Annotated in this window: 24 protein-coding genes; 11 read left to right on the top strand and 13 right to left on the bottom strand. The window is 46.2% G+C overall.

Features of this window, described 5'->3' with window-relative positions; genetic code table 11:
• Positions 1 to 57: 57 nt before the first annotated feature.
• From VRK_RS19340 to VRK_RS19320, 5 genes are all read right to left on the bottom strand, one after another.
• Positions 58 to 1,014 (bottom strand): choline ABC transporter substrate-binding protein, encoded by a 957-nt coding sequence (locus tag VRK_RS19340; protein WP_059123131.1) that lies wholly within the window; start codon positions 1,012 to 1,014, stop codon positions 58 to 60.
• Positions 1,015 to 1,038: 24 nt separating this feature from the next.
• A complete protein-coding gene (gene betA / locus VRK_RS19335; RefSeq protein WP_059123130.1) occupies positions 1,039 to 2,742 on the bottom strand; it encodes a choline dehydrogenase in 1,704 nt (567 codons plus the stop codon).
• Positions 2,726 to 4,210 (bottom strand): betaine-aldehyde dehydrogenase, encoded by a 1,485-nt coding sequence (gene betB, locus VRK_RS19330; protein ID WP_059123129.1) that lies wholly within the window; start codon positions 4,208 to 4,210, stop codon positions 2,726 to 2,728. Before betB ends, betA begins: the two co-directional genes overlap by 17 nt.
• Before the next feature lie 17 nt (positions 4,211 to 4,227).
• A complete protein-coding gene (gene betI, locus VRK_RS19325; RefSeq protein WP_059123128.1) occupies positions 4,228 to 4,824 on the bottom strand; it encodes a transcriptional regulator BetI in 597 nt (198 codons plus the stop codon).
• Between the two features lie 319 nt (positions 4,825 to 5,143).
• Complete coding sequence (locus tag VRK_RS19320) at positions 5,144 to 6,928, bottom strand: aminopeptidase P family protein (RefSeq protein WP_059123127.1); 1,785 nt, start codon at positions 6,926 to 6,928, stop codon at positions 5,144 to 5,146.
• Between the two features lie 252 nt (positions 6,929 to 7,180).
• Between VRK_RS19320 and tsrA the strand changes: the two genes are divergently transcribed.
• Positions 7,181 to 7,465, top strand: coding sequence for an H-NS-like global regulator TsrA (gene tsrA, locus VRK_RS19315; RefSeq protein WP_059123126.1), 285 nt, complete (start codon positions 7,181 to 7,183; stop codon positions 7,463 to 7,465).
• Positions 7,466 to 7,510: 45 nt separating this feature from the next.
• Here tsrA and asnC read toward each other — a convergent pair whose 3' ends face one another.
• On the bottom strand, positions 7,511 to 7,975 hold the full coding sequence (asnC, locus tag VRK_RS19310; RefSeq protein ID WP_038185337.1) for a transcriptional regulator AsnC: 465 nt from the start codon (positions 7,973 to 7,975) through the stop codon (positions 7,511 to 7,513).
• A gap of 258 nt (positions 7,976 to 8,233) precedes the next feature.
• Here asnC and VRK_RS19305 point away from each other — a divergent pair, with 258 nt between their 5' ends.
• Both VRK_RS19305 and VRK_RS21175 read left to right on the top strand, forming a co-directional pair.
• A complete protein-coding gene (locus VRK_RS19305) occupies positions 8,234 to 8,968 on the top strand; it encodes a class I SAM-dependent methyltransferase (protein WP_197413197.1) in 735 nt (244 codons plus the stop codon).
• 117 nt (positions 8,969 to 9,085) lie between these two features.
• On the top strand, positions 9,086 to 9,448 hold the full coding sequence (locus VRK_RS21175; protein ID WP_157372041.1) for a hypothetical protein: 363 nt from the start codon (positions 9,086 to 9,088) through the stop codon (positions 9,446 to 9,448).
• A 118-nt stretch (positions 9,449 to 9,566) separates the two neighbouring features.
• Here VRK_RS21175 and VRK_RS19300 read toward each other — a convergent pair whose 3' ends face one another.
• Together VRK_RS19300 and uspA are read right to left on the bottom strand one after the other, a co-directional pair.
• On the bottom strand, positions 9,567 to 10,445 hold the full coding sequence (locus tag VRK_RS19300) for a carboxylate/amino acid/amine transporter (protein WP_059123124.1): 879 nt from the start codon (positions 10,443 to 10,445) through the stop codon (positions 9,567 to 9,569).
• A 58-nt stretch (positions 10,446 to 10,503) separates the two neighbouring features.
• A complete protein-coding gene (gene uspA, locus VRK_RS19295; protein ID WP_059123123.1) occupies positions 10,504 to 10,929 on the bottom strand; it encodes a universal stress protein UspA in 426 nt (141 codons plus the stop codon).
• 158 nt (positions 10,930 to 11,087) lie between these two features.
• Between uspA and ftnA the strand changes: the two genes are divergently transcribed.
• The 3 genes from ftnA to VRK_RS19280 all read left to right on the top strand — a co-directional run bounded on the left by ftnA (position 11,088) and on the right by VRK_RS19280 (position 13,349).
• On the top strand, positions 11,088 to 11,615 hold the full coding sequence (gene ftnA, locus VRK_RS19290; protein WP_059123122.1) for a non-heme ferritin: 528 nt from the start codon (positions 11,088 to 11,090) through the stop codon (positions 11,613 to 11,615).
• A gap of 67 nt (positions 11,616 to 11,682) precedes the next feature.
• A complete protein-coding gene (gene uspB, locus VRK_RS19285) occupies positions 11,683 to 12,006 on the top strand; it encodes a universal stress protein UspB (protein ID WP_059123121.1) in 324 nt (107 codons plus the stop codon).
• A 155-nt stretch (positions 12,007 to 12,161) separates the two neighbouring features.
• The gene (locus VRK_RS19280; RefSeq protein WP_059123120.1) at positions 12,162 to 13,349 is read left to right on the top strand and encodes a BaiN/RdsA family NAD(P)/FAD-dependent oxidoreductase; all 1,188 of its coding nucleotides are present in this window, start codon (positions 12,162 to 12,164) and stop codon (positions 13,347 to 13,349) included.
• Positions 13,350 to 13,415: 66 nt separating this feature from the next.
• Here the strand turns inward: VRK_RS19280 and VRK_RS19275 are convergent, their stop codons facing one another.
• A complete protein-coding gene (locus VRK_RS19275; protein WP_231735831.1) occupies positions 13,416 to 13,874 on the bottom strand; it encodes a nuclear transport factor 2 family protein in 459 nt (152 codons plus the stop codon).
• A 571-nt stretch (positions 13,875 to 14,445) separates the two neighbouring features.
• Between VRK_RS19275 and VRK_RS19265 the strand changes: the two genes are divergently transcribed.
• The 3 genes from VRK_RS19265 to VRK_RS19255 all read left to right on the top strand — a co-directional run bounded on the left by VRK_RS19265 (position 14,446) and on the right by VRK_RS19255 (position 22,642).
• Complete coding sequence (locus tag VRK_RS19265; protein WP_059123117.1) at positions 14,446 to 14,772, top strand: hypothetical protein; 327 nt, start codon at positions 14,446 to 14,448, stop codon at positions 14,770 to 14,772.
• Between the two features lie 38 nt (positions 14,773 to 14,810).
• Positions 14,811 to 22,160: an RHS repeat-associated core domain-containing protein gene (locus VRK_RS19260; protein WP_197413194.1), complete on the top strand. Its 7,350-nt coding sequence runs from the start codon at positions 14,811 to 14,813 to the stop codon at positions 22,158 to 22,160.
• 125 nt (positions 22,161 to 22,285) lie between these two features.
• Positions 22,286 to 22,642, top strand: a complete 357-nt coding sequence (locus VRK_RS19255) for a hypothetical protein (RefSeq protein ID WP_157372039.1) — start codon at positions 22,286 to 22,288, stop codon at positions 22,640 to 22,642.
• Between the two features lie 145 nt (positions 22,643 to 22,787).
• On the opposite strand, the gene VRK_RS19250 is transcribed toward VRK_RS19255, so the two are convergent.
• The 4 genes from VRK_RS19250 to VRK_RS19235 all read right to left on the bottom strand — a co-directional run bounded on the left by VRK_RS19250 (position 22,788) and on the right by VRK_RS19235 (position 24,493).
• On the bottom strand, positions 22,788 to 23,216 hold the full coding sequence (locus VRK_RS19250) for a TM2 domain-containing protein (RefSeq protein WP_231735830.1): 429 nt from the start codon (positions 23,214 to 23,216) through the stop codon (positions 22,788 to 22,790).
• Entirely contained in the window at positions 23,216 to 23,440 is a 225-nt protein-coding gene (yidD, locus tag VRK_RS19245) for a membrane protein insertion efficiency factor YidD (protein WP_059123113.1), read from the bottom strand. Before yidD ends, VRK_RS19250 begins: the two co-directional genes overlap by 1 nt.
• Position 23,441: 1 nt before the next feature.
• The gene (locus VRK_RS19240; RefSeq protein WP_038185369.1) at positions 23,442 to 23,657 is read right to left on the bottom strand and encodes a DUF4177 domain-containing protein; all 216 of its coding nucleotides are present in this window, start codon (positions 23,655 to 23,657) and stop codon (positions 23,442 to 23,444) included.
• Between the two features lie 185 nt (positions 23,658 to 23,842).
• Complete coding sequence (locus VRK_RS19235) at positions 23,843 to 24,493, bottom strand: Rossmann-fold NAD(P)-binding domain-containing protein (protein WP_059123112.1); 651 nt, start codon at positions 24,491 to 24,493, stop codon at positions 23,843 to 23,845.
• Positions 24,494 to 24,819: 326 nt separating this feature from the next.
• Between VRK_RS19235 and VRK_RS19230 the strand changes: the two genes are divergently transcribed.
• Together VRK_RS19230 and VRK_RS19225 are read left to right on the top strand one after the other, a co-directional pair.
• Positions 24,820 to 25,392, top strand: coding sequence for a Pvc16 family protein (locus tag VRK_RS19230; protein ID WP_059123111.1), 573 nt, complete (start codon positions 24,820 to 24,822; stop codon positions 25,390 to 25,392).
• The gene (locus tag VRK_RS19225) at positions 25,392 to 26,216 is read left to right on the top strand and encodes a hypothetical protein (RefSeq protein ID WP_059123110.1); all 825 of its coding nucleotides are present in this window, start codon (positions 25,392 to 25,394) and stop codon (positions 26,214 to 26,216) included. Before VRK_RS19230 ends, VRK_RS19225 begins: the two co-directional genes overlap by 1 nt.
• Positions 26,217 to 26,241 lie beyond the last annotated feature (25 nt).

The raw sequence follows: 26,241 nt of genomic DNA, 5'->3' as shown, positions 1-26,241 counted from the left end.
ACCTCACCGGCGCAGATTCAACTGCACCGGTCATTGAGTATTGTATGAATGGATAGGTTATGAATTAGAATTTAAGTATTGAACAACAGCCGCTTTACCGGGTTTGCCATCCACGGTTGTTACGCCTTCAAGCCATTGATCTAAAACATCTAAATTTGATTTCAACCAAGACTTTGCTGCCTGTTGCGGTTTCATATTTTGGTTGAGGATGTCATCCATAACTCGGTTTTCCATTGGTAGACTAAACTGTAAATTTTTCAGTAGGTTACCGATATTCGGGCATTCTGTGGTATATCCCTTGCGAACGTTGGTATAGATTGTCGCACCACCATAGTTCGGTCCGAAATAGTCGTCACCACCATCGAGATAAGCCATTTTAAAGTTCGCATTCATCGGATGTGGAGCCCAGCCGAGAAAGACAATCCACTGATGACGACGGATGGCTCGTGACACCTGTGATATCATGCCAGCTTCACTGGATTCGACCAGATCAAAGTCTTTCAACTGAAACGCATTAGTATCGATCATCTTTTGAATCAGTCGGTTACCATCGTTGCCCGGTTCAATACCGTAGATGCGATCTCTGAATTTATCCGCATATTTCACAATATCAGCAAAGCTGTGTACGCCTGCATCATAGACATATTGAGGGACGGCAAGGGTATATTTTGCACCGCTTAAGTTGACCCGAACCTGTTCGACACTGCCGTTAGACAGATATTTCTTAATGTCGCCTTCCATGGTTGGCATCCAGTTACCGAGAAAGACATCGATGTTGCCACTTGCCATCGAAGAATACGTTACTGGAACGGAGAGCAGGTCGGTTTTGGTCTGATAACCCAGACCATGCAATACCTCAGTTGTGACTGCGGTTGTTGACGTGATGTCTGTCCATCCCACATCGGAAAAATGGACAGTATCACACGTGTCTGCAGCATAGCTTTGCGAAGCGCAAGATAGACCGAGGCTAAGTGCCGCAATTTTCGTTATAAGAGGCCATTTTCTGAAATTCATAGTATTTCCTTTTTGTTCATCATTTCATTTCTGTACGGATACAGAAGCGAGTTGAGGCTGAGTCGTCCGTTGTTCTGTCTGCCAGTCTTTCGCAATCCATACCGGCGCGTCGGAGCTGGGGAGCGGGGTTTTGCCTAAAATAAAATCAGCAGCTCGTTCTGCAACCATCATCGTTGGTGCATTCAAGTTGCCGTTGGTAATCGTAGGGAAAATAGAAGAATCAACGATACGTAACTGGTCAATACCGATAACTTTGCACTGAGAATCGACGACCGCCATTGGGTCTTCAATCCTTCCCATTTTACAGGAGCAGGATGGGTGATAAGCGCTTTCGACATTTTCTCTGACCCATTGATCAATTGCTGCATCACTTTCAACATCAATGCCGGGTTGGATTTCATCACCACGATAAGCGGCTAATGCCGGTTGGGACATGATCTCTCTGGTCAGGCGGATACAGTCGCGCCAGTCCTGTTGATCTTGTTCTGTAGACAGATAATTAAATGTAATTTCTGGTTTTACGTGCGGATCAGCCGCCGTAATCCGGATGGTTCCGCGGCTTTCTGGTTTGTTGGGGCCAACGTGAACCTGAAAACCATGTCCGGTAAAAGCAGCCTGACCGTCATAACGCATCGCTGCAGGAAGGAAGTGATACTGGATATTCGGCCATTTCAGTCCGGCTCTGGAACGAATAAAGGCACAGGACTCAAAATGGTTGGTTGCACCGAGTCCTTGATGGGTCAGAATCCACTGTGTCCCAATCAATCCTTTACTGATCAGGCCTAACTTACTGTTGAGCGTGATTGGCTGTTTACATTGATACTGAAAATAGACTTCAAGGTGATCCTGAAGGTTTTCGCCAACGCCTGCGAGTTCATGATTGACTTCGACGCCAGCGGCTTCTAAGACTTCTCTCGGACCGATTCCGGAACATTGAAGAAGCTGTACCGAACCGACCGAACCGGCAGATGAAATCACTTCTACATTGGCATAAGCGTTTTTGACGGAGCCTTGATGCTCAAATTCAACACCGATTGCTTTTTTGCCGTCGAGCAGAATTTTTCTCGCCACAACATGCTTCAACAATGTCAGATTAGAGCGCTTTAATGCGCGCTTCAGATACGCATTCGCGGTTGAGGCCCGGACACCGTGATCTACGGTCATATGCATCGGGCCGAAACCTTCTTGCTGATAGCCGTTATAGTCAATCGTTTCTGGGTAACCTGCCTCGACACCAGCCTGAATAAATGCACTGTAGAGTGGGTTGAGTTTCATCTCGTTGCCGTTACACGTTGCTACCGGACCATCTTGACCTCGGTAGCGATCTCCGCCGCCTGACCAGGATTCGGTGCGTCTGAAATAGGGCAGGCAATTGGCATAATTCCAGCCGGTTGCACCGTGAGCTTCCCATTCATCGAAGTCACAGGCATGACCACGCACGTAAACCATGCCGTTGATAGACGAGCTGCCACCAAGCACTTTACCGCGTGGACAGTGAAGTCGGCGGCCATCCAGCCCCTTTTCCGGGACGGTTTCAAACTGCCAGGCATATTTGGGCGTATTCATCGGGTAAGAGAGTGCCGTTGGCATTTGAATGAAGATACTTTTGTCACTGCCTCCCGCTTCGAGAAGCAGGACATTGTATTCTCCTGATTCCGTTAATCGATCGGCCAGTATACAACCGGCAGATCCGGCACCGACAATGATATAATCAAACTGCTGTTTCATCTGTTGGCTCCTGATACGGGTAAGGGCTTTCAAAGTTTCCTAACTCGATAAAGACACTTTTGGTTTGTGTGTAGTGAGTCAGTGTCTCAAGGCCATTCTCCCGGCCAATCCCAGAGTTTTTATATCCACCGACAGGCATTTCCGCCGGCGAGTTACCCCAGGTATTGATCCAGCAGATACCGGCCTGAAGCTGATGAATGATGCGGTGAGCGCGGGAAATATCCCGGGTGAATACCCCGGCTGCGAGTCCATAAGACGTATCATTTGCCCGTTGAATCACATCGGCTTCGTTCGAGAATTTCATCACCGCCATGACTGGGCCGAAGATTTCATGCTGAACCAGTGCCATGCTTTCATCGCAGTCATAAAAGACGGTCGGGGCAACAAAGTTACCTTTGTCCAAACCGTTCTCTGTCACTTGGAAACCACCGGTCAGGAGCTTCGCGCCACTGTTACGGGCTTCATCAATGGCAGCCATCACCTGATGACAATGTTTTTTGGAAATCAGTGCACCCACTTGTGTTTTTATGTCCATTGGATCACCGATAATCAATTGCTCTGTGCGGGATTTGAGCTGTGTTAAGAAATCATCGTAGATGGACTCATGAACAAAGACGCGTGTGCCATTGGTACAGACTTCACCCTGAGTGTAGAAATTGGCGACCATTGCCGCCGATACTGCTTGATCAAGTGGGGCATCGCCGAAAATCAGTAACGGTGACTTACCCCCCAGTTCCATCGTGACGGACTTGAGTGTCTGAGCGCTGTTTGCCATCACTTTTTTGCCCGTTTCGACCTCACCGGTGAAAGAGACCTTGGCAATGTCAGGGTGAGATGTCAGTTGCTCTCCAACCTGACCATCACCCTGAACAATATTGAATACGCCATCGGGAATGCCCGCTTCGGTATAAATCTCAGCGAGCTCAAGGGCTGTCAGTGGTGTTTCTTCTGAAGGTTTGAAAATCATTGCATTGCCGGCTGCAAGTGCCGGTGCGGATTTCCACATGGCAATCTGGATTGGATAGTTCCAGGCACCGATACCGGCACAGATACCAAGGGGTTCCTGACGGGTGTAGAAGAACTGATTTTGTGTCAGTGGTTGTTGTGTGCCGACTAAGGTCGGTGCCAGTCCGGCATAGTATTCGATGACATCTGCACCGGTGACGATATCGACTTCAAGCGCTTCTTGTAATGGTTTGCCGGTATCGAGCACTTCCAACTTGGCTAGTTCATCATTTTTTTCGCGGAGAATTTCAACGGCTTTGAGCAGAATACGACTGCGCTCTACAGCGGTCATGGCTGACCAGCGTGCAAAGCCCTGTTTGGCTGATTCTACGGCATCTTGAATATCTTGTGTTGAGGCTTGTTCGAGTTCAGCAAGCACTTCTCCCGTTGCTGGATTCAACGAAGTAAATGTTTTTCCGGAAGTGGCGCTACATCGCTTTCCATGTATATACAGTGATTTCATTTTGAGGCCTAACCTAGTTACAAGTTGTTGTAATATATGATCTGTTTGTCCAGATAATCGTTAATAATTGTTCTGGCAAGCGCTGCATCAATCCCTCTTGGATTCAATGCTCCTCGCAGCCAGATGCCATCAATGAGCGCGGCAATCCCGTGAGCAACAGATAAAGCTTGAGATTGAGGGATTAATGTTTTTAATTCGATTTTAAGGTGTGAAATTAAACGTTTCTCATTCACACGCTGAAGTCTGTAGAGCTGGGGGTCATGCATGGAGTAGGACCAGAAAGCCAGCCAAGTTTTAACCACTTCACTTTCAGTCTGAAATCCGTTGAAGTTGCCATCAATAATGGCATTAATCCGTTCGTAATGGGCATGGCGCGGAAGCTGTTTTAAAGCGGCGGTAATCACCCGGGAATGCTCACGTAAAATGGCGCGCATCGTTTCTTCGAGTAATCCTTGCTTACCACCGAAATAATGATTGATGATTCCAGCGGAAACGCCTGCTTCTTTGCTGATTAGCGAGATACTTGCCCCGTGTAGTCCGACTCGTTCAATCACATTCATCGTTGCCTGAACAAGTTGCGGTTTACGGATATCTGGCATGCCGACCTTAGGCATAGCGACTCCATGTTTTTTTGATTGAACGTTTAATTAACAAAAAAACTAACACAAAAAATGATTTGATTTCAAATCTTTTTTTAATCGAATTTTCATCAAAAAGTTAGTAATAGTGATAATTTTTCCTTTAAAACAATAGGTTGTAATTGTTAATTTGTTTAGTGATCTAATAGGTTTTTGGTTGTATCTGATAAACTATTTAGTGGTCTAATAGATGTTTTTACAGGTGTCAATTTTGCGCCTTACGGATGCGCATATGGTGAAAACCAGCCGATAAGGTCGGCTGGTTTGTCTTAAAGGGGATAAGAGGAAGTGATGTTTAGATGAGGGGTTGAGTTGCTTGTTTGAGCCACTCTTTTACGGCACCGCTGACCAGTGGTGAAACATCATCCCAGACTTTCTGATGATAAGTATTGAGCCACTGAATTTCGGTATCGTTGAGTAATGACAAATCGATTGCACGTTGGTCGATCGGGCAACGTGTTAAAGATTCAAATCCCAACACATTAAAATCACCTTGGGTTTCTACCGGAGTAACCAATTCCAGGTTTTCGATACGAATCCCAAATTGGTCTGCACGGTAATAGCCCGGTTCATTGGAAACGACCATTCCCGGCAGTAAGGCGACAGTATTCGGTGCTTTACTGATGCGCTGTGGTCCTTCATGAACATTGAGACAGTGACCGACACCGTGACCGGTACCATGATCGAAGTCGTAGCCGTGAGCCCATAAGTGCTGACGTGCCAGTGCATCAAGCTGATGTCCGGATGTTCCCCGTGGAAAACGAGCGCTTGCCAGTGCGATATGACCTTTTAGAACCAGTGTAAATTGCTGTTTCATCAAAGGAGATGGGGTACCAATTGCGATGGTTCGGGTAATATCTGTCGTGCCATCGGTATACTGACCACCGGAATCAACCAGATAGAAACTGTCCGGCGTTAGTTGCCCGGGAGCCGGCTGATTGAGGTGATTATAATGGCACATTGCTGCATTGCTTCCGGCTGCGGAAATGGTGCTAAAGCTGAAGTCGAGCAAGGTTGGATCTTGTTGTCTGAATTCAGCCAATTGATCGGATAATGTCGCTTCATTGTGCATATTACCTTGAGCAACTTCCTGATCTAACCAAGATAAGAACTTCGCCATTGCTGCGCCATCGCGAATGTGGCAGGCTTTCATTCCTGCGATTTCACTGGCGTTTTTCGCAGCTTTCGGTAGCATACAAGGATCGGCACCGTGGATGATGGATACGCCTGCATTTTGTAATGTCAGGTTGAACCAAGCGTTGCAGGTGTCGGGGTCCAGTAAAATTTGCTTTCCTTGTAAGTTTGTCAGTGAGTGCTCAAGTGTCTCTGGTGGACAAATTCTGACGCCCGGTCCGACGTGGTGTTCAAATTCTTCAATCACCCGTTGTGGGTCGATGAAAAGATCAATACTGGCATCGTCATAGATAATGGCATGAGTCAGCAGTACCGGGAGGCAGGCAATATCCTGTCCGCGAATATTGAGTAACCAGCAGATCGAGTCTGATTGTGTTAATAGTGCACAATGTGCTTGTTTTTTTCTAAGTATTTCGGCAATGATTTGTCGTTTATCTTCACTGCTCTGGCCGGATTGTTTGATGTCCATTAACCACATTTTTGAAAAAAATGGCACTGGACGGTTCAGCCACAACAGATCAATTGGGTTATCCTGAAGCGGACACAGTGTGAATTTCCCCGAGATTTTCTGTTGTGTATGTGTTACCCATAGACTTCGATGAAGACGCGGATCGAATCCGACTTTACTGCTTGGGGAAAGATGGTCTATTATCCAATCGAGAAATGGTTCTTCAATCAGATGGTGATATTCAAATATTGAGTCTGGCACTTGTTTGGTGACTTGGACTGTATAGCGACCATCAACAAAGATTGATGCATGCTCTTGGGTAACGACGGCAACGCCCGCAGAACCAGTAAAGCCTGTCAGCCATTGTAGGCGTTCATTGTGGACGGGTAGATACTCTCCCAGATATTCGTCCTCATGAGGAACAATCAGCGCATCAAGTTGGTTTTCTTTTAGCCAGCTTCTTATATTTGATATACGTTCAGATATATGACCTTGCATCTGTTGTTATCCTTTTTGTAGTAGATAGTAAATGCTACTCGTGAGTTAGTTATGTTGAAATAAGCTACGCTTTTTTTGCTTGGCTCGCAATTTTGTATGATAAGTATCATTATTCATATAGGACATCGGATGTGATGTTCTATATGAATAAATGGCAACCAATCGTTAGCGAAACGGATTATTATTTATAGTTCGCTCCCGATTATTATTTAGGCATATCTTTAACATTATAATATTTTTTGGAAATCACATATGTCGATGACAACTTATGAAATGGCTCGAATTTTAGAGCAACTTGATGAAACACCTGAGAAGGTTATGTTTGGAAAGTTGCTCAGTGAATTGGGCAACCAGAGTAGCGAGCGCATTCGCAGTGCCGCTAAACAAGTACCTGTTCCTGTATTGCGTGACTTGGTTTATCAATTTGAACAAGTGATTGAATCCCGCAAATATGAGCAAGTCGAATCAATGGCAAAGAATTTAGCGGCTCAAGGTATTTCAGCTGAAGAGCTACTGAACTATCTAAGTAAAAAATAGCATCATTTAAAGTCAATTATATTTATCCGGTTTTTATACTGTTGATCACGGGATGACGTTTCGATTGATGGGGTTTTGTAATGAAATTAATGTTTCAGTAGATTGGACCTCATCAATACTTTGCAGTTTGTCGATGAGTACGTATTGAAGTTCTTCAATCGAGTGACACATTAATTTTGCAAATATATTGTATGCTCCCGTCGTATAATAGGCTTCGACAACTTCATCGAGCGCATTCAGTTTTTCTAAGGCTGAATGATAGTCTCTTGCGGCATTCAAATTGATACCAATAAAACAGCAGACATCGTAGCCCAGCTTTTTTGTGTTCACGACAACTTCCGTTTTTTGGATAATATCTGCGTTTTTCATTTTTTCGATGCGAACGTGGATCGTTGCCGGGCTGACATTAAATTGCTTTGCCATTTCTGCGTATGGCGTTCGGGCATCATCCATTAAAATTTTTAGGATGGCACGATCCAAATCGTCTAGCTTGGCCGTATTGGGATGCATGGTTATTCCTTGTTTGAGCTTTTATGTTTTTATAGGAAATAGACTCAGATCACCTCGGAATGTCTTTCGTGACGTGCTGAGGTTTAGAGGTTAAATCGATATTACAGTCCTATCATATCAGGCTATTCTATCACTCAAATAGTCAAATGATGTATACCGTCAAGTCGATTTCATGGGTATTGCCACAGCGGTGACCAGAGGAACATGTCTTTTTTACCACTACAGTTGTTAACAGAGTCCCTTGATGGACAATCAACCATGGATGCGATTGCTGAGCGATGGCAGCTTGAACATTCCGCAGCCAGCCCCTTTGCTTTAGTGCTTACCGAAGAACGTTTGGAACTGCGTCAGCTGGATGACCCCAAATTGGGCGCTATCTACGTTGATTTTGTGGGTGGTGCTGTTGCTCACCGACGTAAATTCGGGGGTGGTAAAGGGCAGGCAATTGCGAAAGCGGTCGGGCTCAACAAAGGTGTAACGCCAGTTGTTCTGGATGCTACGGCCGGACTGGGCCGCGATGCGTTTGTTCTGGCGTCTTTAGGATGTCAGGTTCTGATGGTAGAACGTCACCCTGTGGTTGCAGCTTTATTGGAAGATGGGCTGAGACGTGCACGTGCTGATGCCGAGATCGGTGCGTGGGTGAGTGAGCGGATGACGCTATTGCATGAGAGTAGTCACCGGGCACTGGGTCATCTTGAGCACCATATCCGGCCGGATGTCGTTTATCTGGATCCGATGTATCCTCATCCGGTGAATAAAAAGAAAACGGCATTGGTGAAGAAAGAGATGCGAGTGTTTCAATCTTTGGTCGGGGCTGATGACGATGCCGATGCGTTGTTAATACCAGCGCTGCATTTGGCGAAAAAGCGAGTGGTGGTCAAGCGTCCCGACTATGCGCCGTGGCTCAATGAACAGCGACCGACCATGACCATTGAAACCAAGAAAAACCGGTTTGATGTTTACGTGAATGCAGCGATGGATGAGAAAGCATAGCCTGTTCAACCTCTGGCAATGTGGAATGACCGTTTTGGCTGATGATTTTACTTGATTCCCGGATGATTGCTTTGTATATCTAATTAAGAATAATTATTATTTTTATTGGGATAAAGCATGAGCAAGCGCCTGTGTAAATTTGATCGACGTGAAATCCGGCACACACTGGGAGACATTCATCATTTGGTGAGTGCACCAAAGTTTTTATGTCTTTCTTGCGCGAGAAGCGCAAACCAACGCTTTAGCTTATGCAAGCCTGTTGAGCTTACCACATCTCACCAATCTATAACTTCGGAAAAGTTACCATTACGGCTGAATATGATGATGCCGATGTGGGATAAAAAAGCGCTCAAACAATTCAAGAAACAGCATAAAGACAAGAAAGCCCGTAAGCAGATTAAAAAATTAATCCGGCAGCAAAAGCAATTGCGTAAAGAGTCCGGAAAAATTCAGAAAAGGCTGGAAAAGATAGCTTGTTGATGTTTTGTAAGTGATTACTTACTTTTGTTTTGGGTCTTATCGAACTGTAATCAGGATAGGGAAAGATGAGCACAGAACATATTTCCCTATTTTTTGATACATTTTTCGCGATGCGTTTTTAGAGCGATGAGTACTGCTGTGTCACTTTGCGTTTGACCCAAGTTTCATTGATCCAGAGCGACAACATAATGATTGCACCACCGAGAATCAGTTTCGGTAGATTGGCATCTCGGTTCCAGATTAAGATATTCACGATCAGGCCGGCCGGTACCAGCGCATTGTTCATAATCGCCAGCGCACCGGCATTGACCAGACAAGCCCCTTTATTCCACATAAAATATCCCACACCTGAAGCAATCAACCCCAGATAGACTAATATTCCCCATTGCAGAGTAGTGGTTGGTAGCTTATCCGAATGACCAAAGAGCAGAAACGCAATGGTTGCGACAATCAGAGCACCGAGATAGAAATAACCAAATACAGTGTGTTGAGAGAGTTTGGTTTCACTATTCTCCATCAAATATTTGTAACTGACCTGACCGATAGCAAAGCAAATATTTGCCCCCTGAACGACTAAAAAACCCAGTAGAAAGTCTTCCTGAACATCTGTTTGTTTGATGACGAGCGTCCCTAAAACCGCCACGATAGCTGTGACGAGATACCAAGGTGAAAAACGGCCTTTGAGCAGATCATAAATCAACGTGACGTATATCGGAGTAAATACCGTAAATAGCAGCACCTCAGGGACACTGAGCAACAAAAAGGATTGGTAGTAGAAGCAATACATCAAACCAAGCTGAATACCACCGATTGCCATCAGTTTGATGATCAGCGATTTAGACACTTGCCGGAATTTCAGAAAAGGTAAAAACACCATACTCGCAAGCGCGATGCGCATGAGGACGGAGAACCAAGAATCAACCTGACCGGCAAGATAGACACCGATCAGGCTGAACGAAAAAGCCCATAACAGGGTAATCGCAGAAAGATAAGCCATATGATAATTTCAAAATGATCAATAATGGCCCAGAGTCTAGCGAAGTTTTCCCCGTACGTCAGTCTTTGAGTGGCACTACCAACATATCAACCGGAGAACAGTTGATGAGGAGTTTGGTAGAGGAAAGCAGTTTGCTCCAGAAATCCTGATGATGCCCACAGACAACCAAATCGATTTCATACTCCTTAATCGTTTCACAAATTTCATGGCCTAAATCACCACTGCCAACCAAGGTATGATGAATCGGATAATTGGCATGTGCTGCAATTTCTTGCAAATGCTTTTGTGACATTTCCATGGATTGATGCTGTGTCTCTGCCAGATTGATATCGATCAGCCCGGTGTACAGTTCGGCATAATTCACATCAATATGAATAAAAGACAATTTTGCTCCGAGAGGTTTTGCCAATGCAACAGCTTTATCTACTAAAACTCGGCTTTCCTCAGATAAATCGACTGTGACTAAGATATGTTTATAGCTCATTGTACCGTCTCCGTTTCATATCTGATGGTTTCACTTTAGCATCGCCCTGAAAAAAAAATTGTCGTAATGATCTCAGTTCCACTTCTCTGCCAGAAGATGATAAAGTGTTGAAGGTGTTATATTTCAATCAATATGAGCGTATATCAGGAGACAAGGTTATGCTAGCACAGGCTATGGTTGATCAACTAAATGATCAAATTAATCTCGAATTTTTCTCATCCAATCTATACTTACAAATGAGTGCTTGGTGTGAAGATAAAGGCTTTGAAGGTGCAGCAATGTTTCTTCGTTCTCATGCTCAAGAAGAAATGCAGCACATGCAGCGTCTGTTTACTTATGTGAGTGAGACAGGTGCGCTGCCGATTCTCGGTGCGATTGATGCGCCCAAACATGACTATAAGAGTTTAGGGGAGGTTTTCCGCGAAACATATGAACATGAGCAAATGATAACGCAAAAAATTAACAAGTTGGCCCATGTAGCATTCACATCCCAAGATTACTCGACCTTTAATTTTCTTCAGTGGTATGTTGCCGAGCAGCACGAAGAAGAAAAACTGTTTAAAGGGATTTTAGACAAGTTAGAGCTGGTTGGTGAAGATGGTAAAGCCCTGTTTTTCATCGACAAAGATTTAGCAGACATGGTAAATGAAGGTTCATCTTCCGTTATGGATTCTCAAGCCGGGTAATCTCAGAAATATCACTGCTGATTGTCTTTTTTCTTTGAGATCCAAGTGAAGATGTAGGGAGGAAAAGATGATCAGCGAAGATACGATCTTATTTGCACTCATGGGAGTGACACTGGTTAATGTTGCGCGGTACCTAACAGCGCTTCGGGCATTGATTTATATCATGCGTGAAGCCCATCCTCTCTTGTATCAGCAAGTAGACGGTCCCGGATTTTTCACCACTCACGGTAATATGAATAAACAGGTCCGTTTATTTCATTACATCAAAAGTAAAGAGTACCTCCATCATCATGATTCAGTATTTACCGGCAAATGTGAACGGGTGAGACAGCTCTTTATACTCTCATCTTCTCTTGTCGGAATCACGATGATAACCACGCTTATTTTGTAGAGAGAGATTCAACGTCGGGCGCTTGATTGGTAAAATGGCTCGCTTGACGTTAGAATCAGCTTTCAATCGACGAAGGATGTGCTGACTGGCACATCCTTTTTTCGTGTCTTTGATGTTTATAGCGATCGCTTTTGTTAGGTGTTGGTGAGATAAAAATGAGTAAACAGGTTGATGTCGTGGTGATCGGAGCCGGAGCCGCAGGGCTGATGTGTGCTGCGCAGGCTGGTAAACGAGGGCGACGCGTCTTGGTTGTCGATCACGGTAAAAAACCGGGGCGAAAAATCCTGATTTCCGGTGGGGGGCGCTGCAACTTCACCAACTATGATGTCTCTGCGAATCATTATCTCTGCCGCAATCCACATTTTGTTAAATCTGCGCTATCTCAATATACCAACTGGGATTTCATCTCTTTGGTCAGCGAATACGGGATTGCGTTTGAAGAACGCGATCACGGGCAATTGTTCTGCCTTGATAGTGCTAAGGATATTGTTAATTTACTGCTCAAAGAGTGTGACTTACCCAATATTGAACAGCGTTATCAGGTCGATATTCAGATCATTGAGAAAACGGAAGCCGGTTTTCGCCTTCACGCTGGGCAGGAAATCATCGAGTGCCAGTCGCTGGTGGTTGCAACCGGAGGGTTGTCGATGCCAAAACTCGGGGCAACACCTTTTGGCTATCAAATTGCGGAACAGTTTGGTTTGCAGATCATTCCGACTAGGGCAGCATTAGTGCCTTTTACACTCCATAAAGAAGAAAAAGATTTGTTTGCCGAATTATCGGGGATTGCAGTGCCTGCGGTTCTCACCGCTGAAAATGGCACCGCATTTAAAGAAGCGCTGCTTTTTACGCACCGCGGACTCTCCGGACCGGCCGTGTTACAACTGTCTTCCTATTGGCAGCCGGGGGAGAAAGTCACGGTGAATTTAGTACCCGATGAAGATATCGAGCAATTGCTGAATCGTTCCTGTGTCAAACACCCCAACCAAAGTGTGAAAAATACCCTTGCGAAGGTGTTACCTAAACGCTTGGTTGAAGTCTTGATTGAGCGAGGTGAGCTGGTGGATAAGCCGCTCAAGCAGCTCAACAGTAAAGAAATGGCCGCACTGGTTGAAACATTGACGCACTGGCAAATTTTACCCAACGGCACGGAAGGCTACCGCACCGCAGAAGTGACTCAGGGTGGGGTCGATACCGATGCACTTTCTTCGAAAACCATGGCATGTAAATCCGTTCCCGGCCTGTTCTTTATCGGTGAAGTGATGGATGTCACTGGCTGGCTGGGCGGATATAACTTCCAGTGGTGCTGGTCGTCCGGTTGGGTTGCCGGCCAGTGGGTGTGATTGTTGTGCATATACCGAAGAACTCTAAAATGGTATGCCCCTGTTTAAGGGATGGTTACATATGCGTTACTTTCCCTCTGACAGCACAGCAATTCTTTCCAAATCTCGGCTCGGAAAATCAGGATCGACATAAACATACATACGACTTATTATTTTTCCATTAAACTCAAATACACTACAAAAACGACCAGTGGACACATTGTTGTCCGGCCAAGGGGTACCATCACTCATGACTCCTCCCTCTTGTCCTTCAACAATGACTTTGTTTCCAGCCGTTGTGATTTGAAAGCCGTCTATATCGTGCCAGATACTTATCAACGAGCTACCAATTCTATTGCCAAACGCCACTAAGGCATCTTTTCCTTTCGCCTGTCCAAATTTAGGAAAGAAAAAATCAACATCCTCTGAGAATAGATCCAGATAACTCGGATCACCTGCATCTACTTTCTCGAAATACTTAATGACTAGCTCAACTAAATCGTCTTTTTTCATCATTGTTCCTACATCCATATTCGTTTTACGCACAACAGTGTCTTTTCAGCAGATATTATCTTTATGATTTTTCAGAAAATAAAGACACAATGACAGTAACATACTGTGCCGCTCATGACCAAAATGGACATGAGTTATTTTGTAAAAATCTCTCTGGAAATAAACAGCTCGAATAGCATGGTCAATCTTGACTGCTTTTTCATTCGGGTTGTGTCAAAAGATCATCTCTTTGATTTAATTGTTTTTAATCTGGATGATTATGGACCATTTAGTCAGCTCAGCCGTTTTTTGATCTGAAATAGCCAGGAAGTTTTTAGGATGATCGAATGACACGAACCTGCTTCAATTATGCTATACAGCCATCTGTGTTTTCATCATATGAAAAGGGCAAACTTTATTGTTCCTGAACAGATGTAAAACATGACAAACATTGCCAACCTAAATCATTGTTTCATCTCAGATACCTTGCTCATCCGGCGGCTTATCGGATAAAAGCAAATATTTTTGTGACCTAATTAACCTTTTTGCATATGCGCGCTAATGATTATCGCAATAAAGTTGTATTTTATCCGCGAATTTGGCTTCAGGTACTGATCAATTATTCATGATAAACCATAAAACAACGGTGATTCGCTGGGTATTAGCACTTTTATTGCTGGTTGCAGTTATTGCCAGTATCAACCTTTTGTTACCCAAACGCTCTGTTGTTGAGTTGGGTCATCCGCTCCCCGAAAAAAATCATACCTTACCGCCAAATACGGAAACACTGACCGTAGAAAAATTAAATCATCAGGTTCAGGTGAAACAGTTACGGCAGGCGCTGATTCATGAGCAGCCGTTATCAGCGACTGAGACTCTATCCGACCAAGATATTGATCAGAAAATTGAATCACTTGAGCACGAGTTACAACAGTTAAGCCAAGAAAAGTAGCGCTGTATTTGCTGTATTAAATGTTAAGTGGGTTAAGTATGAATAAACGGATTGGCCTCTTGTTAGGTCTGGGTCTTTTTGTGTCTGCGTTACACGCACAATCTGCCCCTATCACTGAAACAGTCGGTACTTTGCCGGGAGAGCTCAGTGTTCACCAAGGAATTGCCTCTTATCAGATTCCGATTGAATTACCGGAAGGCCGTGGCGGCAATACACCGCAATTGGCGATTCAGTATTCCAGTCAGGGTGCAACAAATTCAGCATTGGGTGTCGGTTTTAATATTGCCGGCCTCTCTTCTATTTATCGCTGTGGCAGTCAGTGGTTTACCGATGAGCAATTTCGTCCGGTTGAAAATAGCCGACTGGATAATTTCTGCATGGATGGCAATCGGCTGATTGTTGCAGATGGCGTTCGTGGTGAAGATGGTTCGGTTTATTTTTTACAGCAAGATGATTTTACCCGTGTCTCACTGAGCGGTAATGCATTAGCGTCAGACAGCGTTTTTATTTCCCAGAGTAAGAGCGGTGAACGGATGACCTATCGTTATCATCCGCAAAGTCGTGCCTGGTTGCTGAGTGAAGTGACCAATACATTACGCAAGAATCCAATCAAATACAGCTATACGACCCATGGTGAAATCTCTCAGGTCGATTATGATATTTATTCACTCGCATTTGTTTACGAACCGATGGCAAATGCTCAATTTAAATTGTCTCGCTTCAGTCAAGGTGGGGAGACAGATGAATCCGGTGAACGATTATCGCGGATTGAATTAAAGACGAGTGGTCAACTGGCCAATTATTATCAGTTCACTTATCAAGCGACAACGGGTGAACAAAGTTCTTCAATTGATGCGCATACCGTTCGCGCAATTCAATATTGTGACCGGGATAGTTTGTGTTTACCTAAAACTCAATTCAACTGGCATTTAATCCCCAAACCCACTCAGCAAAACGTTTATTTTAACCAGCAAGTGGTCAGCAGCAATATTGGTAACTGGGGCAATAACAGTATTCCTAAGTCTTGGAAGAATCAGCCTCGGTCATGGTGGGTTGACTTAGACGGAGACGGTGCGCTTGATCTGTGTAAAACCGCCGCTGGTGGACTGCACTGTCATTTGAGTATCGCCGGTGACAACAAAAGCGTTGCGTATCCGCTGACCAAATGGGGAGACAGTGATGCCCACTGGTGGCTGGATCTCAATGGGAATAGCAAAAGCGAATTCTGTCGTAATGATAATGACCAGCTGATTTGTACCGAATTCTCCCCAAATAGCCAACAAACAACTCAGACTTACCCGTTACCGGCGCTTGGTTCGAAAGAGAATCGGTGGTGGGTCGATACCAATGGAGACGGTTATCCTGAATTCTGTCGTCGCATCGATGATGACTTGGTCTGTAGTCAACTGAAAAAAGAGAACGAGACAACTTATACGTGGCAGGAGACTATCCGTCTCAACCACTTGGTTTGGGAGTCGAATAGTGACATCGACTGGGTTGATCTCGACGGCAACGGTAGTCAGGATTTCTGCCGCATCGGTGCAAAGCTGGTCAAATGTACGTTATTGAATGGCAGCGAGGTGAAAGGTGAACGAGTCCGGGTGTTCTCGTTGGCTGATATTGGCAGTAAAGATAAGCGCTGGTGGGTTGATATCAATGGTGACGGAGCAATGGATCTGTGCCGGGCAACCAAAAATGAAGCCGGTCAGGAGAAGAACCTGACCTGTTCTTATGGGACTCACGGTGATGTGTCCGGCTTAAGCAATGATCTGGTTTTGGTCGGTGGGCCGGACTGGAATGGCAACTGGGGAGATGCGAATAAACGCTGGTGGCAGGATCTCAATCAGGACGGTGTGATTGATTTTTGTCGTGGCAGCGGCTCTCAGGTGTTCTGTACCAATATCAACAAAGAAAATTATCAGTTTAAAGTCGATTCATGGGGCAGTACCCAACGCTGGTGGGCCGATCTGAATCACGATGGTCAACTCGATTACTGTAGCGATAAAAGTGGCTTGCTAGTCTGTAAGACGGCTGAAAATCTGATAAACCGGGCTTTATTGCTGTCTAAGGTAACTAACGGTCTGGGTCATACATCACAGGTATGGTTTGGTGCTTACGGGCAACATACGGATCGAGCCGCTATTGAACCGGCGAGCTTACCCAAACAAAATCTTTCGCTGGCTCATCCGGTTGCTTATCGGCTGGACAGTGAGAATGGCAGCGGAACCACCAGTTATGTGTTTCAATATGGGCCGTATCAATATGATACACAAGGCGAAGGTTCCGGCGGTTTTGAGTGGATTAAACAACGTGAATTCGTTAACGGGAAAAACCAACGCAACCGGTATATCGAGTTTTACACTAAGTTTCCTTACAGTCAGAATCAAAAACATCGCCAAGCCTTTCTTGGGAATGACGATACGCTGGATGAGAACTGTAGTGTCTGTGGTGAGGAGAACTTCTGGAACTTCCGCCATCTGACACTGTTGAATGAGTCTGATACCCGCTATGAGCACCGCTCGGTGACACGGCAGGGATTGGAACGACCCAAGTCTCAGGAGCAGATTCGACAGGCAGCCGCAGCGCTCGCGCAGCCCTATGAATTGATCAAATATCAAGATAAAACTTATGCCAAAAAGCCGGATACCGCGTTGCTGATTCCGGGGCCGGTCATTATCTCGATCATCCAACCGAACGATCAATATTATTTAGTTGAAAATCTAGCGTCGGTTCCTGAACTGGCACAGGGATCGCAGGCAGTCTTGTCTCCCGTGGATGATGCGCTGAAACAGACACTGGCGACACAGCAGAAAAGATTAACAACCCATCTCATTGCCCACGATCAGTATCAGCAACTGGTGAGTAATACACCACAGGTCACCGAGCATCGTAGTTATCAGGTTTATGTGCAGCAGCAGCGTGATAAAAGCTATGATCTGGATAAAAACCTTCTGATGACGACGACAGTCAGCCATGAGCAGGTTGATGACTATGGCAATATTGGTAAAACAACCACGCTGACACAGGGGCTCAATCCGGTTACCGGAGCCACAGATACTTACCGCAAGGTTGTTGAAAATCAGTTTAGTAATCATGTTTCTTCTTGGTTGCTGGGGTTGTTGACCCGCTCGCAGACCACCCAGATTCATACTGACGGCAGTCAAATCAGTCATGTTGCTGAATTCAGTTATGATCCGCTGACCGGGAAAGTTGTGAAGGAAGTCAGCGATCCCGGTGATGCACTGGCTGTCACCAAAACATACCGCTATAACAGCGAAGGGTTTGTTGAATCCGAGACAATCACGGCACAACAAAATGGTGCTCAGGTCAGTCAGGAATCACAACATAGCCTGATGTATTCACAAAACCTAACCACGTCAACCAACACCAATCCATTGGGACATCAAAGCCGAACCGTCAGAGACCGTTTAAACGGAGTCATGACCAACTGGGATCCGAACGGGCTTGAATCGCGTGTTTATCTCGATGGTTTAGGGCGCAAAACCGAGTCTTGGCAGCAGGCTGAAACCGGGTTTATTAAAACTCAGTATCGGTATCTGCCGGCATCCGATAATCGCTGTGGGGTCAAACCGTCTGATGCGGTTTATTGTGTAGTTTCTGAGACGCCGGGGCAGGCGACACAGGTTGCTTTTTACGACATGTTGCAACGTAAGGTTCGTGATGCACACCGGGCGCTGAATGGTAAATGGGTTCTGGTGAATCATCAGTATACCCCGTTGGGACAGGTGAGTGCGGTCACTCGTCCTTATTACGTCGGTGATGTCCCACAGTATACGTATACCCGTTATGATCAGTTGGGGCGCATTCATACCGTTTCTCAGCCGGGACCGGCAGGGAAAGACCTGAGTTGGGTGTCTTACCAGTATCAACCATTCGTCACCACAAAAATTGATGCCAAAGGCAGAAAAGAGTCCACCTATCTCAACGTGATGGGATGGGCGATTCAGAAGCTAGAGCCCGCAGGTGGCAGTCTCACCAAAGAATATTATGCCGATGGATCGCTGAAGTCGGTGATCAGTGCAACCGGGAATATGAGCGAGTCTCGCTACAATGTACAAGGGAAAGAAATCTACCGTAGTGATCCGGATTTAGGTGTCCGGACTTATGTTTACGATGGATTTGGCAACCTCCTGAGTCAGACGGATGCCAAAGGTCAGCACACGACGATGAAGTATGATGCGTTGGGGCGGATGATCGAGAGTAACGAAGAGACCATCACAGCAACCGCGCAGGGCGAGCAGAAACAGATTCGCACCACACAATGGCATTATGACTCGGTGGCAACGGCAACCGGTACCCGTCAATGGAATGGGGCATTGCTGCAAAGTGAAGTTGAAGGCGAATTGATCAAGAACTTTTATGTGGATGCCGTCGGCAGAGCCAGCAAAGAAGAGTTGATTACCGAAGAGCAAACACTTAGTCGTAGTTTTGAGTATAACAACCTTGGCCAGTTGATTGCCGAGCATCGGCCGAATCAGTTTACGCTCAACTATCAACGGGATGCGCAAACGGGGATTAATACCGAAATTTGGGGCGATATCAGTCAGGCTCAGATTCACTTTAGTGCAGAGGAATATGATCGTGTGATTCGGCCATTGATTGATCAGGCGCTCGCCCGGGCCGGTGATTATCTGCGTAAAGCCAAAGAGCTTAGAAGACAACAACATTTTTATCAGTCTCGGGAAGAGGAATATCTGGCGCTGAAAGACCATGTGATTTCTGCGGATGGTGTAGCGGAGAATGAGCAGTTTGCGCAGCAAATGTACGCTGAGCTCCATGGCCGGGCGCTGGAAGCATTTTATGATGAGCATGGGGAACGTTATTTCAAAGTGCCGAGCCGGACCATCTTGATCAACCCACCGGTCACGATTACCGTGGTTCAGCAACCGAAATTCCACCTCAAGCTAGAGGGCAACCTGTTACGCAAAGTGAGCTTAGCGGAATGGGCAAGCGTTCAATCTGGCTTAATTGCCGCCAATCAGATTGCTTATTACGGCCATTATGCGGACAACAACGGTGCCGGGTTAGTGAGTTTTACATTAGATCGGGACGACCCCTTATACGACCAGCGAGTCCGGGAGATGTTTGGTCGTCTGACAGTGTTAGCTGATGATATCGGCCGTCTCGAATATGTTGCCGATCACACCCACCGCAAAGCAACCAGCTACTTACAGGCGGCTAACCAACTGGTTCAACTGGTCAAACAGGTCAAACTGGTTTCGCAACGCTACCGGAATTTAGGCGAAGAAAGCGGCACTGAATCTCTATTGTTACAGTCGTTAAAAGATGCGGCTCCGGCTCAAGGCAAGCTCAGCTACTGGAAGCTCAGTGATCTCGATGCGGAAGGGCGTATCGCTGCCGAAATCTACGGTAATGGCCTGACCAACCAGTACGACTATCAGGAAGACAGTGGTCAGTTGCTCAATATCACGACACTTCAGGGCAACCAGTCTATTCGCTCTCTGCACTATACCTATGATCGGATGGATAATGTCACGTCCCGTTACGATGCCATCAATAATATTCGTGAAGAATACTATTATGACCAGCAGGATCGATTGATCACCAACCGCCTCACCGGTACCAACCATCAGCATCAGGATAATCCGTTGTTTAATAAGGATTATACCGTCAGGTATAACGCGGAAGGCAACATTACCTATAAATCAGATGTTGGTCGTTATTTCTATGCTGATCCCGATCATGCACACGCGGTCACTCGCGCCGGTAACAATACCTATACCTATGATGCCAACGGCAACATGCTTACTGGTGGCGGGCGGACCATTGACTGGAATGGGTTCAATAAACCTGAGCGGATTACATCGGGTGAGCAGTGGGTTGAGTTCAGGTACGATTCGGCTCGTCAGCGCTACTTTAAACAGAATCATCAGGGTGAGAAAACGTGGTATCTGGGCAAAGTGTATGAGCGAGTTGAAGGTACGGACGGCAATATCCAGCATAAGCAGTTTATCTATGTTGACGGCCGTCTGGTGGCGCTCAATGTTGATGTGACCAAAACCGATGGTCAAGGCAATGCGGCCTCGGTGGATCGTCAGATTCGTTACAGCCATAGTGATGCACTGCATTCCATCGACTTGATGACCGATATGTGGGGCAATGTTGTTGAGCGCAGAAACTATGATGCCTGGGGTAAAGTCCGGCCATTTGCCTGGCAGCAAGACACACAGAATGTCCCGCAGGCCTTGATGCAAAACCGGGGCTATACCGGTCACGAACAGCTCGAAGAAGTCGGACTGATTCACATGAATGCCCGGGTGTACGATGCCACGCTGGCGCGTTTCCTCAGTGCAGACACTTATATTCAGGCTCCTGATCATAGTCAGTCCTATAACCGCTATAGCTATGTAATGAATAACCCGATGAAGTATTACGACCCGTCGGGGCATTTCTGGAAAAAGATCAGAAAAGCAATCAGTAAAGGCCTGAAGAAAGTCACCCGGGAAGTGTTTAAAGGGGTGGCCAAGGTGAAATATCTGAACGCGGTGTTACAAACCGCTGCCTGTGTGGTGGGTGGCCCAGTGGGATGTGCCGGTTATGCTGCTGCATCGACACTGGGATATACCGGTTCATATAGCGGCGCATTTCGGGCCGGGGCATTTTCATATGCCGGCGCGAGAATTTATGGTGTCGGAAATCCGCTGAGTTCGGTGAAGGGAACGATTTCTTTTGTCACTTCTGCAACGTTAAGCCGTGAACAATCGACCATTGCCAATTTTGCCTTATATGGTTTGGGCGGCAGTTTTGGTCAGGTTGCTGCGAATGCTGTGGTGGAAGCGAAAAACTATTACTGGAAGACGCAGGTAGAGCACTATGCGAATAAGTTAGGTCTGAGCCTGTATGAAGCGAATATCTTACTCCAATTGAATTCAGAGCTTGGTTTGGCTGTCGCGGGTGATACGGTAAAAATTGATAACAAAGGTGTCCAGATTTATGGATTTACGACCCGGAATAAACATGGCATGTGGGGTGTTCTCTGGGATGTAAATGACACTATTCTTGGTTACCAAGGAGAAATCGACGCTGTTGGCCGGAGCTTTATTCGTCAGGCTGAAGGGCGGCGGATCGAGATCGGTCACAGCCTCGGTGCGTTGCGTTCAACCAATCTTGTGCGGCACGGCTACGCATCAAGTGCCCATGTGTATGCCTTACCCGCCACTAATATCGGTGGGCCGGGCGTCACGGTGACCAATGGAATACATGATGGCGTCAGTGGTGGTGTACTCGGCGGCATTTTTAATCCCGGTTCACTGATTCCCAGCCCTTACAGTAAGTTCAGTTTTTATCCGCCGATCTTCAGACTGGATAAAAATCATCCTTACTGTTCAGCGTATGGGAAATGCTAACCCTATGAATCTCTCGGTGGTACATCGAGCGTGTGCCGCCGCTACACTCACTAATCAATGAAATTTTGTAAAACAGGCCCAGCAGACATGCGACACAGTGGCCACTGATGATAAAGCAAGGAACTATGATGAAATTACCAAAAATACTACTGCTTGGCGGTCTGCTACTCTCTTCGACCGCATTTGCCGGTGCTTGGACGGAGCCGTTGACGGTCAATGATGTATCAGTGAGTTACACTGAAGGTCGATTTGGCAAAGCTCAGCTGAGAGTCACTTTTGATAAACCACCGGTCACCTCGGTATGTGCGGCAACAGAGAAACTGGCTGTCTATGATCCGGGAGACATCAATGCCTGGATTCAGACTTGGTCTTCGATGTTACTCACGGCACAAGCACAGAATAAGAAAGTGCAGATTTATATGACGAGTTGTCGTGCCAACAGCGTTCCGCTACTTTACGGTGTACGAGTGATTAATCAGTAACGGTTTTATTTACCTTGTCTTAGATAAAAGCTTTGAGTCACTGACTTGAAGCTTTTTTATTTGCATGCATGAGTGTTGATGTGATTAATGGGAAAACCTGAAGGTCAGTCACACCAGATGGAAAACTGATGTGACAGCTGTGCTCTCAATGGTGATCGCGATGCGGTGAACCGCTATGGATAATCTGCTCGTAAAGTTCTCTGGAGATAGCTTCGTTGTACTGACGGACGATTTTCTGCGAGAGGAATAATTGGGGCAGTTCATAGCCACATAAAGCAATCAGAATCAGGACGCCCAGTCCGCTGCCACCGAGAATAAAACTCAAGATAGCAATGATCAGCAGAACCAGTTCCGCGATAAACCGTTTATATCTGCCCAGATACAGATGGTGCACACCACCGAGAAAGAAATAGTTGAGTACCGCGTAATTATCGGGGTCTTTGATGAGCTTGGACTGCTCATGATAAAAGGCTTTTCTTTCGGCATCAGACAGCGCATTGATCTGTTTTCGCAGCTGCTCTTCTCTGGTTTCGAGTTGTTCTTGGGGCTCAAGCCAGCTCATCAGGGAACTCATTATGGCACCTCGTCATCAATTTTTTCGACCAAATCCGGCTGATTACAACGTTTGATGCGGGCAAGTCCGAGTTTCCACCCTTTTCGTGCGCCGTATTTCTCAATGCATTGTTTGGTGTATTCCGAGCAGGTTGGTTCGAAGTTACATTCAATATTGAGTAATTGTTTAGAGCCGCCTTTACGTTGGTAAAGGCGGATCAAATGCAGAGAAATAAACTTCAGCAAATTAGCGGCCTAACGTCAGCAGAATCGCTTCACGTTTCCAGAACAGCATAAAGCGTTTCTGTTCAATGACCTGAAAGACAACTTGCCAGCCATCGGCGGCATACTTGTTCAGATCGGCTTCCATTTTTTGCACAGGCAAGCCGCTTGAGCCAAGTAAAATTGTACCGCAACCACCTTCTACGATGTGAACCACTTTATATTCTTTGTATTGAGCCATGTTGATTACCAACCTATTTAATAGAAAGCGGAATGTTATCTAAAGACTATTAATTTATCAACAACTAACATTATGATTTATAAGTTTTAATTAGGTTCATCTCTGTTATTCATGTCTTGTTTGCCATATTTTTATCCGGATTGAGTATTATTCCACTCAAGCTGTTCATGACGGGGGAGAGTGCATCATGCGGTCTGCATCTCACCTGAGCGTAAAATAATTGTCCGGTCAGCGGTGGGAACATGATTCAGGAGTGCCCGCGCCACTTTTTGTGCCTCAATAGGACGGTAGTTCTGTGGGATGAGTGGCCTGACAGCTTGACTGACATATTTTGTAAGCGTTTCACTCAGACGCGCCGGTTGTCCCAGTGCTTGCCGATCTCCCAGTAACATCGATGGGCGGGCGATGACCAGGCCCTCCGGAGACAGTGTCGTTAAAGCTTGTTCCAGTTCGCCTTTGACGCGATTGTAGAAAAACAGTGACTTTGGATTGGCTGCCATGGCACTGACCAGCCCGATGCGTTGTGCGCCCGCAGCAAGGGCAGCTTGCGCGACCGCTAAATTGATCGCCAAATCAACCGCCCGAAATGCAGCTTGGCTACCGGCTTGATGCATGGTTGTCCCGACCGCCAGATAGACTTCGTTGATTGCAGGCAAGGGGGGAATCAGTTGAAAATCAACCTGATGTTCCAATAGTTTCGGGTGGCTGACTTTTACGGGTTGACGACATAACACATGAACTTCTCCGATCGACGGATCATCAAGCGCGTTGCGTAAAATCGAATGACCCACCAGACCTGATGCCCCTGCAATTGCGATGTGACGTTGGCCTGTCATCTGTCCCTCCTTTGTTATGACGTCTGTTTCAGTCAATGATTTTGAGTCAGTCAACCCCTGAATCTGAGTGTAGAAGCAATCAAAGCATGGTTCCATCAACTGATGGTGAGATAGCAAAAAAGTAAACACAAATTTGAAAAAGCGTAGCACTGTGCTAGGTTTCATAAGTGAAGTTTATACATTGATTCTTCGTCGATTTCAGTGTTCTGACTCTTTAGTAGATGTAGTAGATGCTTTCACCTCAATCGGCATATTTAAGCATATTCTTGGGGAATATGCCGCCATGATCACGTGACGTATTCTCCATCTTGAATAAGGATGTTCAAGTGATTGATGAAGCATTGAACTATGTCAGGACGGTCTTGAGCCGACAACTGAGCCATCAATTTGGTGTCGATGGTGAGCCGGTAATTTTGAATCATCTGGTGGAATCCGGCGGGGCGGTGCCGCTCAGTAATCAGAATAAAATGGTGCTGACACTCATCAATCTTGAGCATGAAACCGCGAAGCAGTTTTATGGCGGGATTCGCCCTGATTATTCGACCAAGACGGCTCAGCAAGTTCAGCCGGCGATCCGCTTTAATCTCGATATCCTGATGACCGCTCACTTTGACGTCTATGGTGAAGCGCTCAAATTTCTATCGGCAACCATCGCTTTCTTTCAAGCGCACCCCACCATGACCGCTCAGTTATTTCCTGACATGCCTTCATCTCTGGATCAACTTCAGTTTGAAATTGAAAACTCTCCTTACGAACGCACCCATAACTTATGGAGTGCACTCGGGGCTAAATATCAGCCTTCAATTATCTATAAGGTTCGGCATGTGACGGTTCAGGCCGATCAAATTACAGGTGAAGCTGCCCGGGTTCAGCAAACGGATAATGAGGCGACGCCCTGATGTTTATGCTGTTCTCGTTGCAACTTCAGCATCAGTATTTCCGCCAAAGCCAGTGGTTGAATGCGCGGTTGATTCCGGATACGCCAACCCGGGGCTGGATGTCCCGTTTTCAGCTGCAACTGACATCCAATCTCAATTGTTGGTCAATGTATGGATTTGCGACCTCGGGACGACCTGCTGTTTTAGACGGGTTAACGCTGTTGGCCGATGGCCACCCTTTGCGGTTTTGGATCTGCCAGCCGCTGGACAACTTTGTCCTGCTGACTGCGTTACCGACCGACTGGCAGGGATTGTTGCATTACGATAACCGGCAGATTGTCGCCGGGTGTCAAGATGAAGCGCAGCCAGCTTCGGTCAATCTTGTGATGGGACATGTGCCTTTTGATCATGCACCGGATGGTGCGGTGGCTGAAGTGCTGTTTTATCCGGCGGCGCTGACAACGTATGCGCACTATACGATCTCATTACAGAGCCGCACTTCTCGCTGGGAATACCGAATGATTCAACGGGGCCAACTGAAACTTCATCAGCCGCAAGTGATTGATGAATCCGGAACGTTTGAGTTTCCGGCACCCACCCGCTATGAGACAGCGACCGGAGAATTGGGTTGGCGGATGAGTAGTGGTTCACAGTGTTTGCCGTTGGCTCAGGTTCCGTCACAACGGTTTAAGCTCATCGACAAACAAGTTATTGATGCTCAGACCGGTCAGTCGATTCAACGGACAATTCTGCCCGCTTTACCGACTCCGGGCACCGATCAGTTTCACGTGGAACAAGCGCAAGAGAAGGGGGATCTGGTTTCAGTCATGTATGTCTATCTTTGAGTCGTTTGTTGTTCGGGATGTCATC

This window comes from Vibrio sp. MEBiC08052 (assembly GCF_001506075.1).
Lineage (GTDB): Bacteria > Pseudomonadota > Gammaproteobacteria > Enterobacterales > Vibrionaceae > Vibrio.
The sequence above is the reverse complement of the archived record's forward strand: the minus strand, read 5'-3'. Positions and strand labels throughout refer to the sequence as shown.

Coding starts and splice junctions, on each gene's coding strand:
- VRK_RS19340 (WP_059123131.1), bottom strand. CDS start 1,014: ATGAATTTCAGAAAATGGCCTCTTATAACGAAAATTGCGGCACTTAGC.
- betA (WP_059123130.1), bottom strand. CDS start 2,742: ATGAAACAGCAGTTTGATTATATCATTGTCGGTGCCGGATCTGCCGGT.
- betB (WP_059123129.1), bottom strand. CDS start 4,210: ATGAAATCACTGTATATACATGGAAAGCGATGTAGCGCCACTTCCGGA.
- betI (WP_059123128.1), bottom strand. CDS start 4,824: ATGCCTAAGGTCGGCATGCCAGATATCCGTAAACCGCAACTTGTTCAG.
- VRK_RS19320 (WP_059123127.1), bottom strand. CDS start 6,928: ATGCAAGGTCATATATCTGAACGTATATCAAATATAAGAAGCTGGCTA.
- tsrA (WP_059123126.1), top strand. CDS start 7,181: ATGTCGATGACAACTTATGAAATGGCTCGAATTTTAGAGCAACTTGAT.
- asnC (WP_038185337.1), bottom strand. CDS start 7,975: ATGCATCCCAATACGGCCAAGCTAGACGATTTGGATCGTGCCATCCTA.
- VRK_RS19305 (WP_197413197.1), top strand. CDS start 8,234: ATGGATGCGATTGCTGAGCGATGGCAGCTTGAACATTCCGCAGCCAGC.
- VRK_RS21175 (WP_157372041.1), top strand. CDS start 9,086: ATGAGCAAGCGCCTGTGTAAATTTGATCGACGTGAAATCCGGCACACA.
- VRK_RS19300 (WP_059123124.1), bottom strand. CDS start 10,445: ATGGCTTATCTTTCTGCGATTACCCTGTTATGGGCTTTTTCGTTCAGC.
- uspA (WP_059123123.1), bottom strand. CDS start 10,929: ATGAGCTATAAACATATCTTAGTCACAGTCGATTTATCTGAGGAAAGC.
- ftnA (WP_059123122.1), top strand. CDS start 11,088: ATGCTAGCACAGGCTATGGTTGATCAACTAAATGATCAAATTAATCTC.
- uspB (WP_059123121.1), top strand. CDS start 11,683: ATGATCAGCGAAGATACGATCTTATTTGCACTCATGGGAGTGACACTG.
- VRK_RS19280 (WP_059123120.1), top strand. CDS start 12,162: ATGAGTAAACAGGTTGATGTCGTGGTGATCGGAGCCGGAGCCGCAGGG.
- VRK_RS19265 (WP_059123117.1), top strand. CDS start 14,446: ATGATAAACCATAAAACAACGGTGATTCGCTGGGTATTAGCACTTTTA.
- VRK_RS19260 (WP_197413194.1), top strand. CDS start 14,811: ATGAATAAACGGATTGGCCTCTTGTTAGGTCTGGGTCTTTTTGTGTCT.
- VRK_RS19255 (WP_157372039.1), top strand. CDS start 22,286: ATGATGAAATTACCAAAAATACTACTGCTTGGCGGTCTGCTACTCTCT.
- VRK_RS19250 (WP_231735830.1), bottom strand. CDS start 23,216: ATGAGTTCCCTGATGAGCTGGCTTGAGCCCCAAGAACAACTCGAAACC.
- VRK_RS19240 (WP_038185369.1), bottom strand. CDS start 23,657: ATGGCTCAATACAAAGAATATAAAGTGGTTCACATCGTAGAAGGTGGT.
- VRK_RS19235 (WP_059123112.1), bottom strand. CDS start 24,493: ATGACAGGCCAACGTCACATCGCAATTGCAGGGGCATCAGGTCTGGTG.
- VRK_RS19225 (WP_059123110.1), top strand. CDS start 25,392: ATGTTTATGCTGTTCTCGTTGCAACTTCAGCATCAGTATTTCCGCCAA.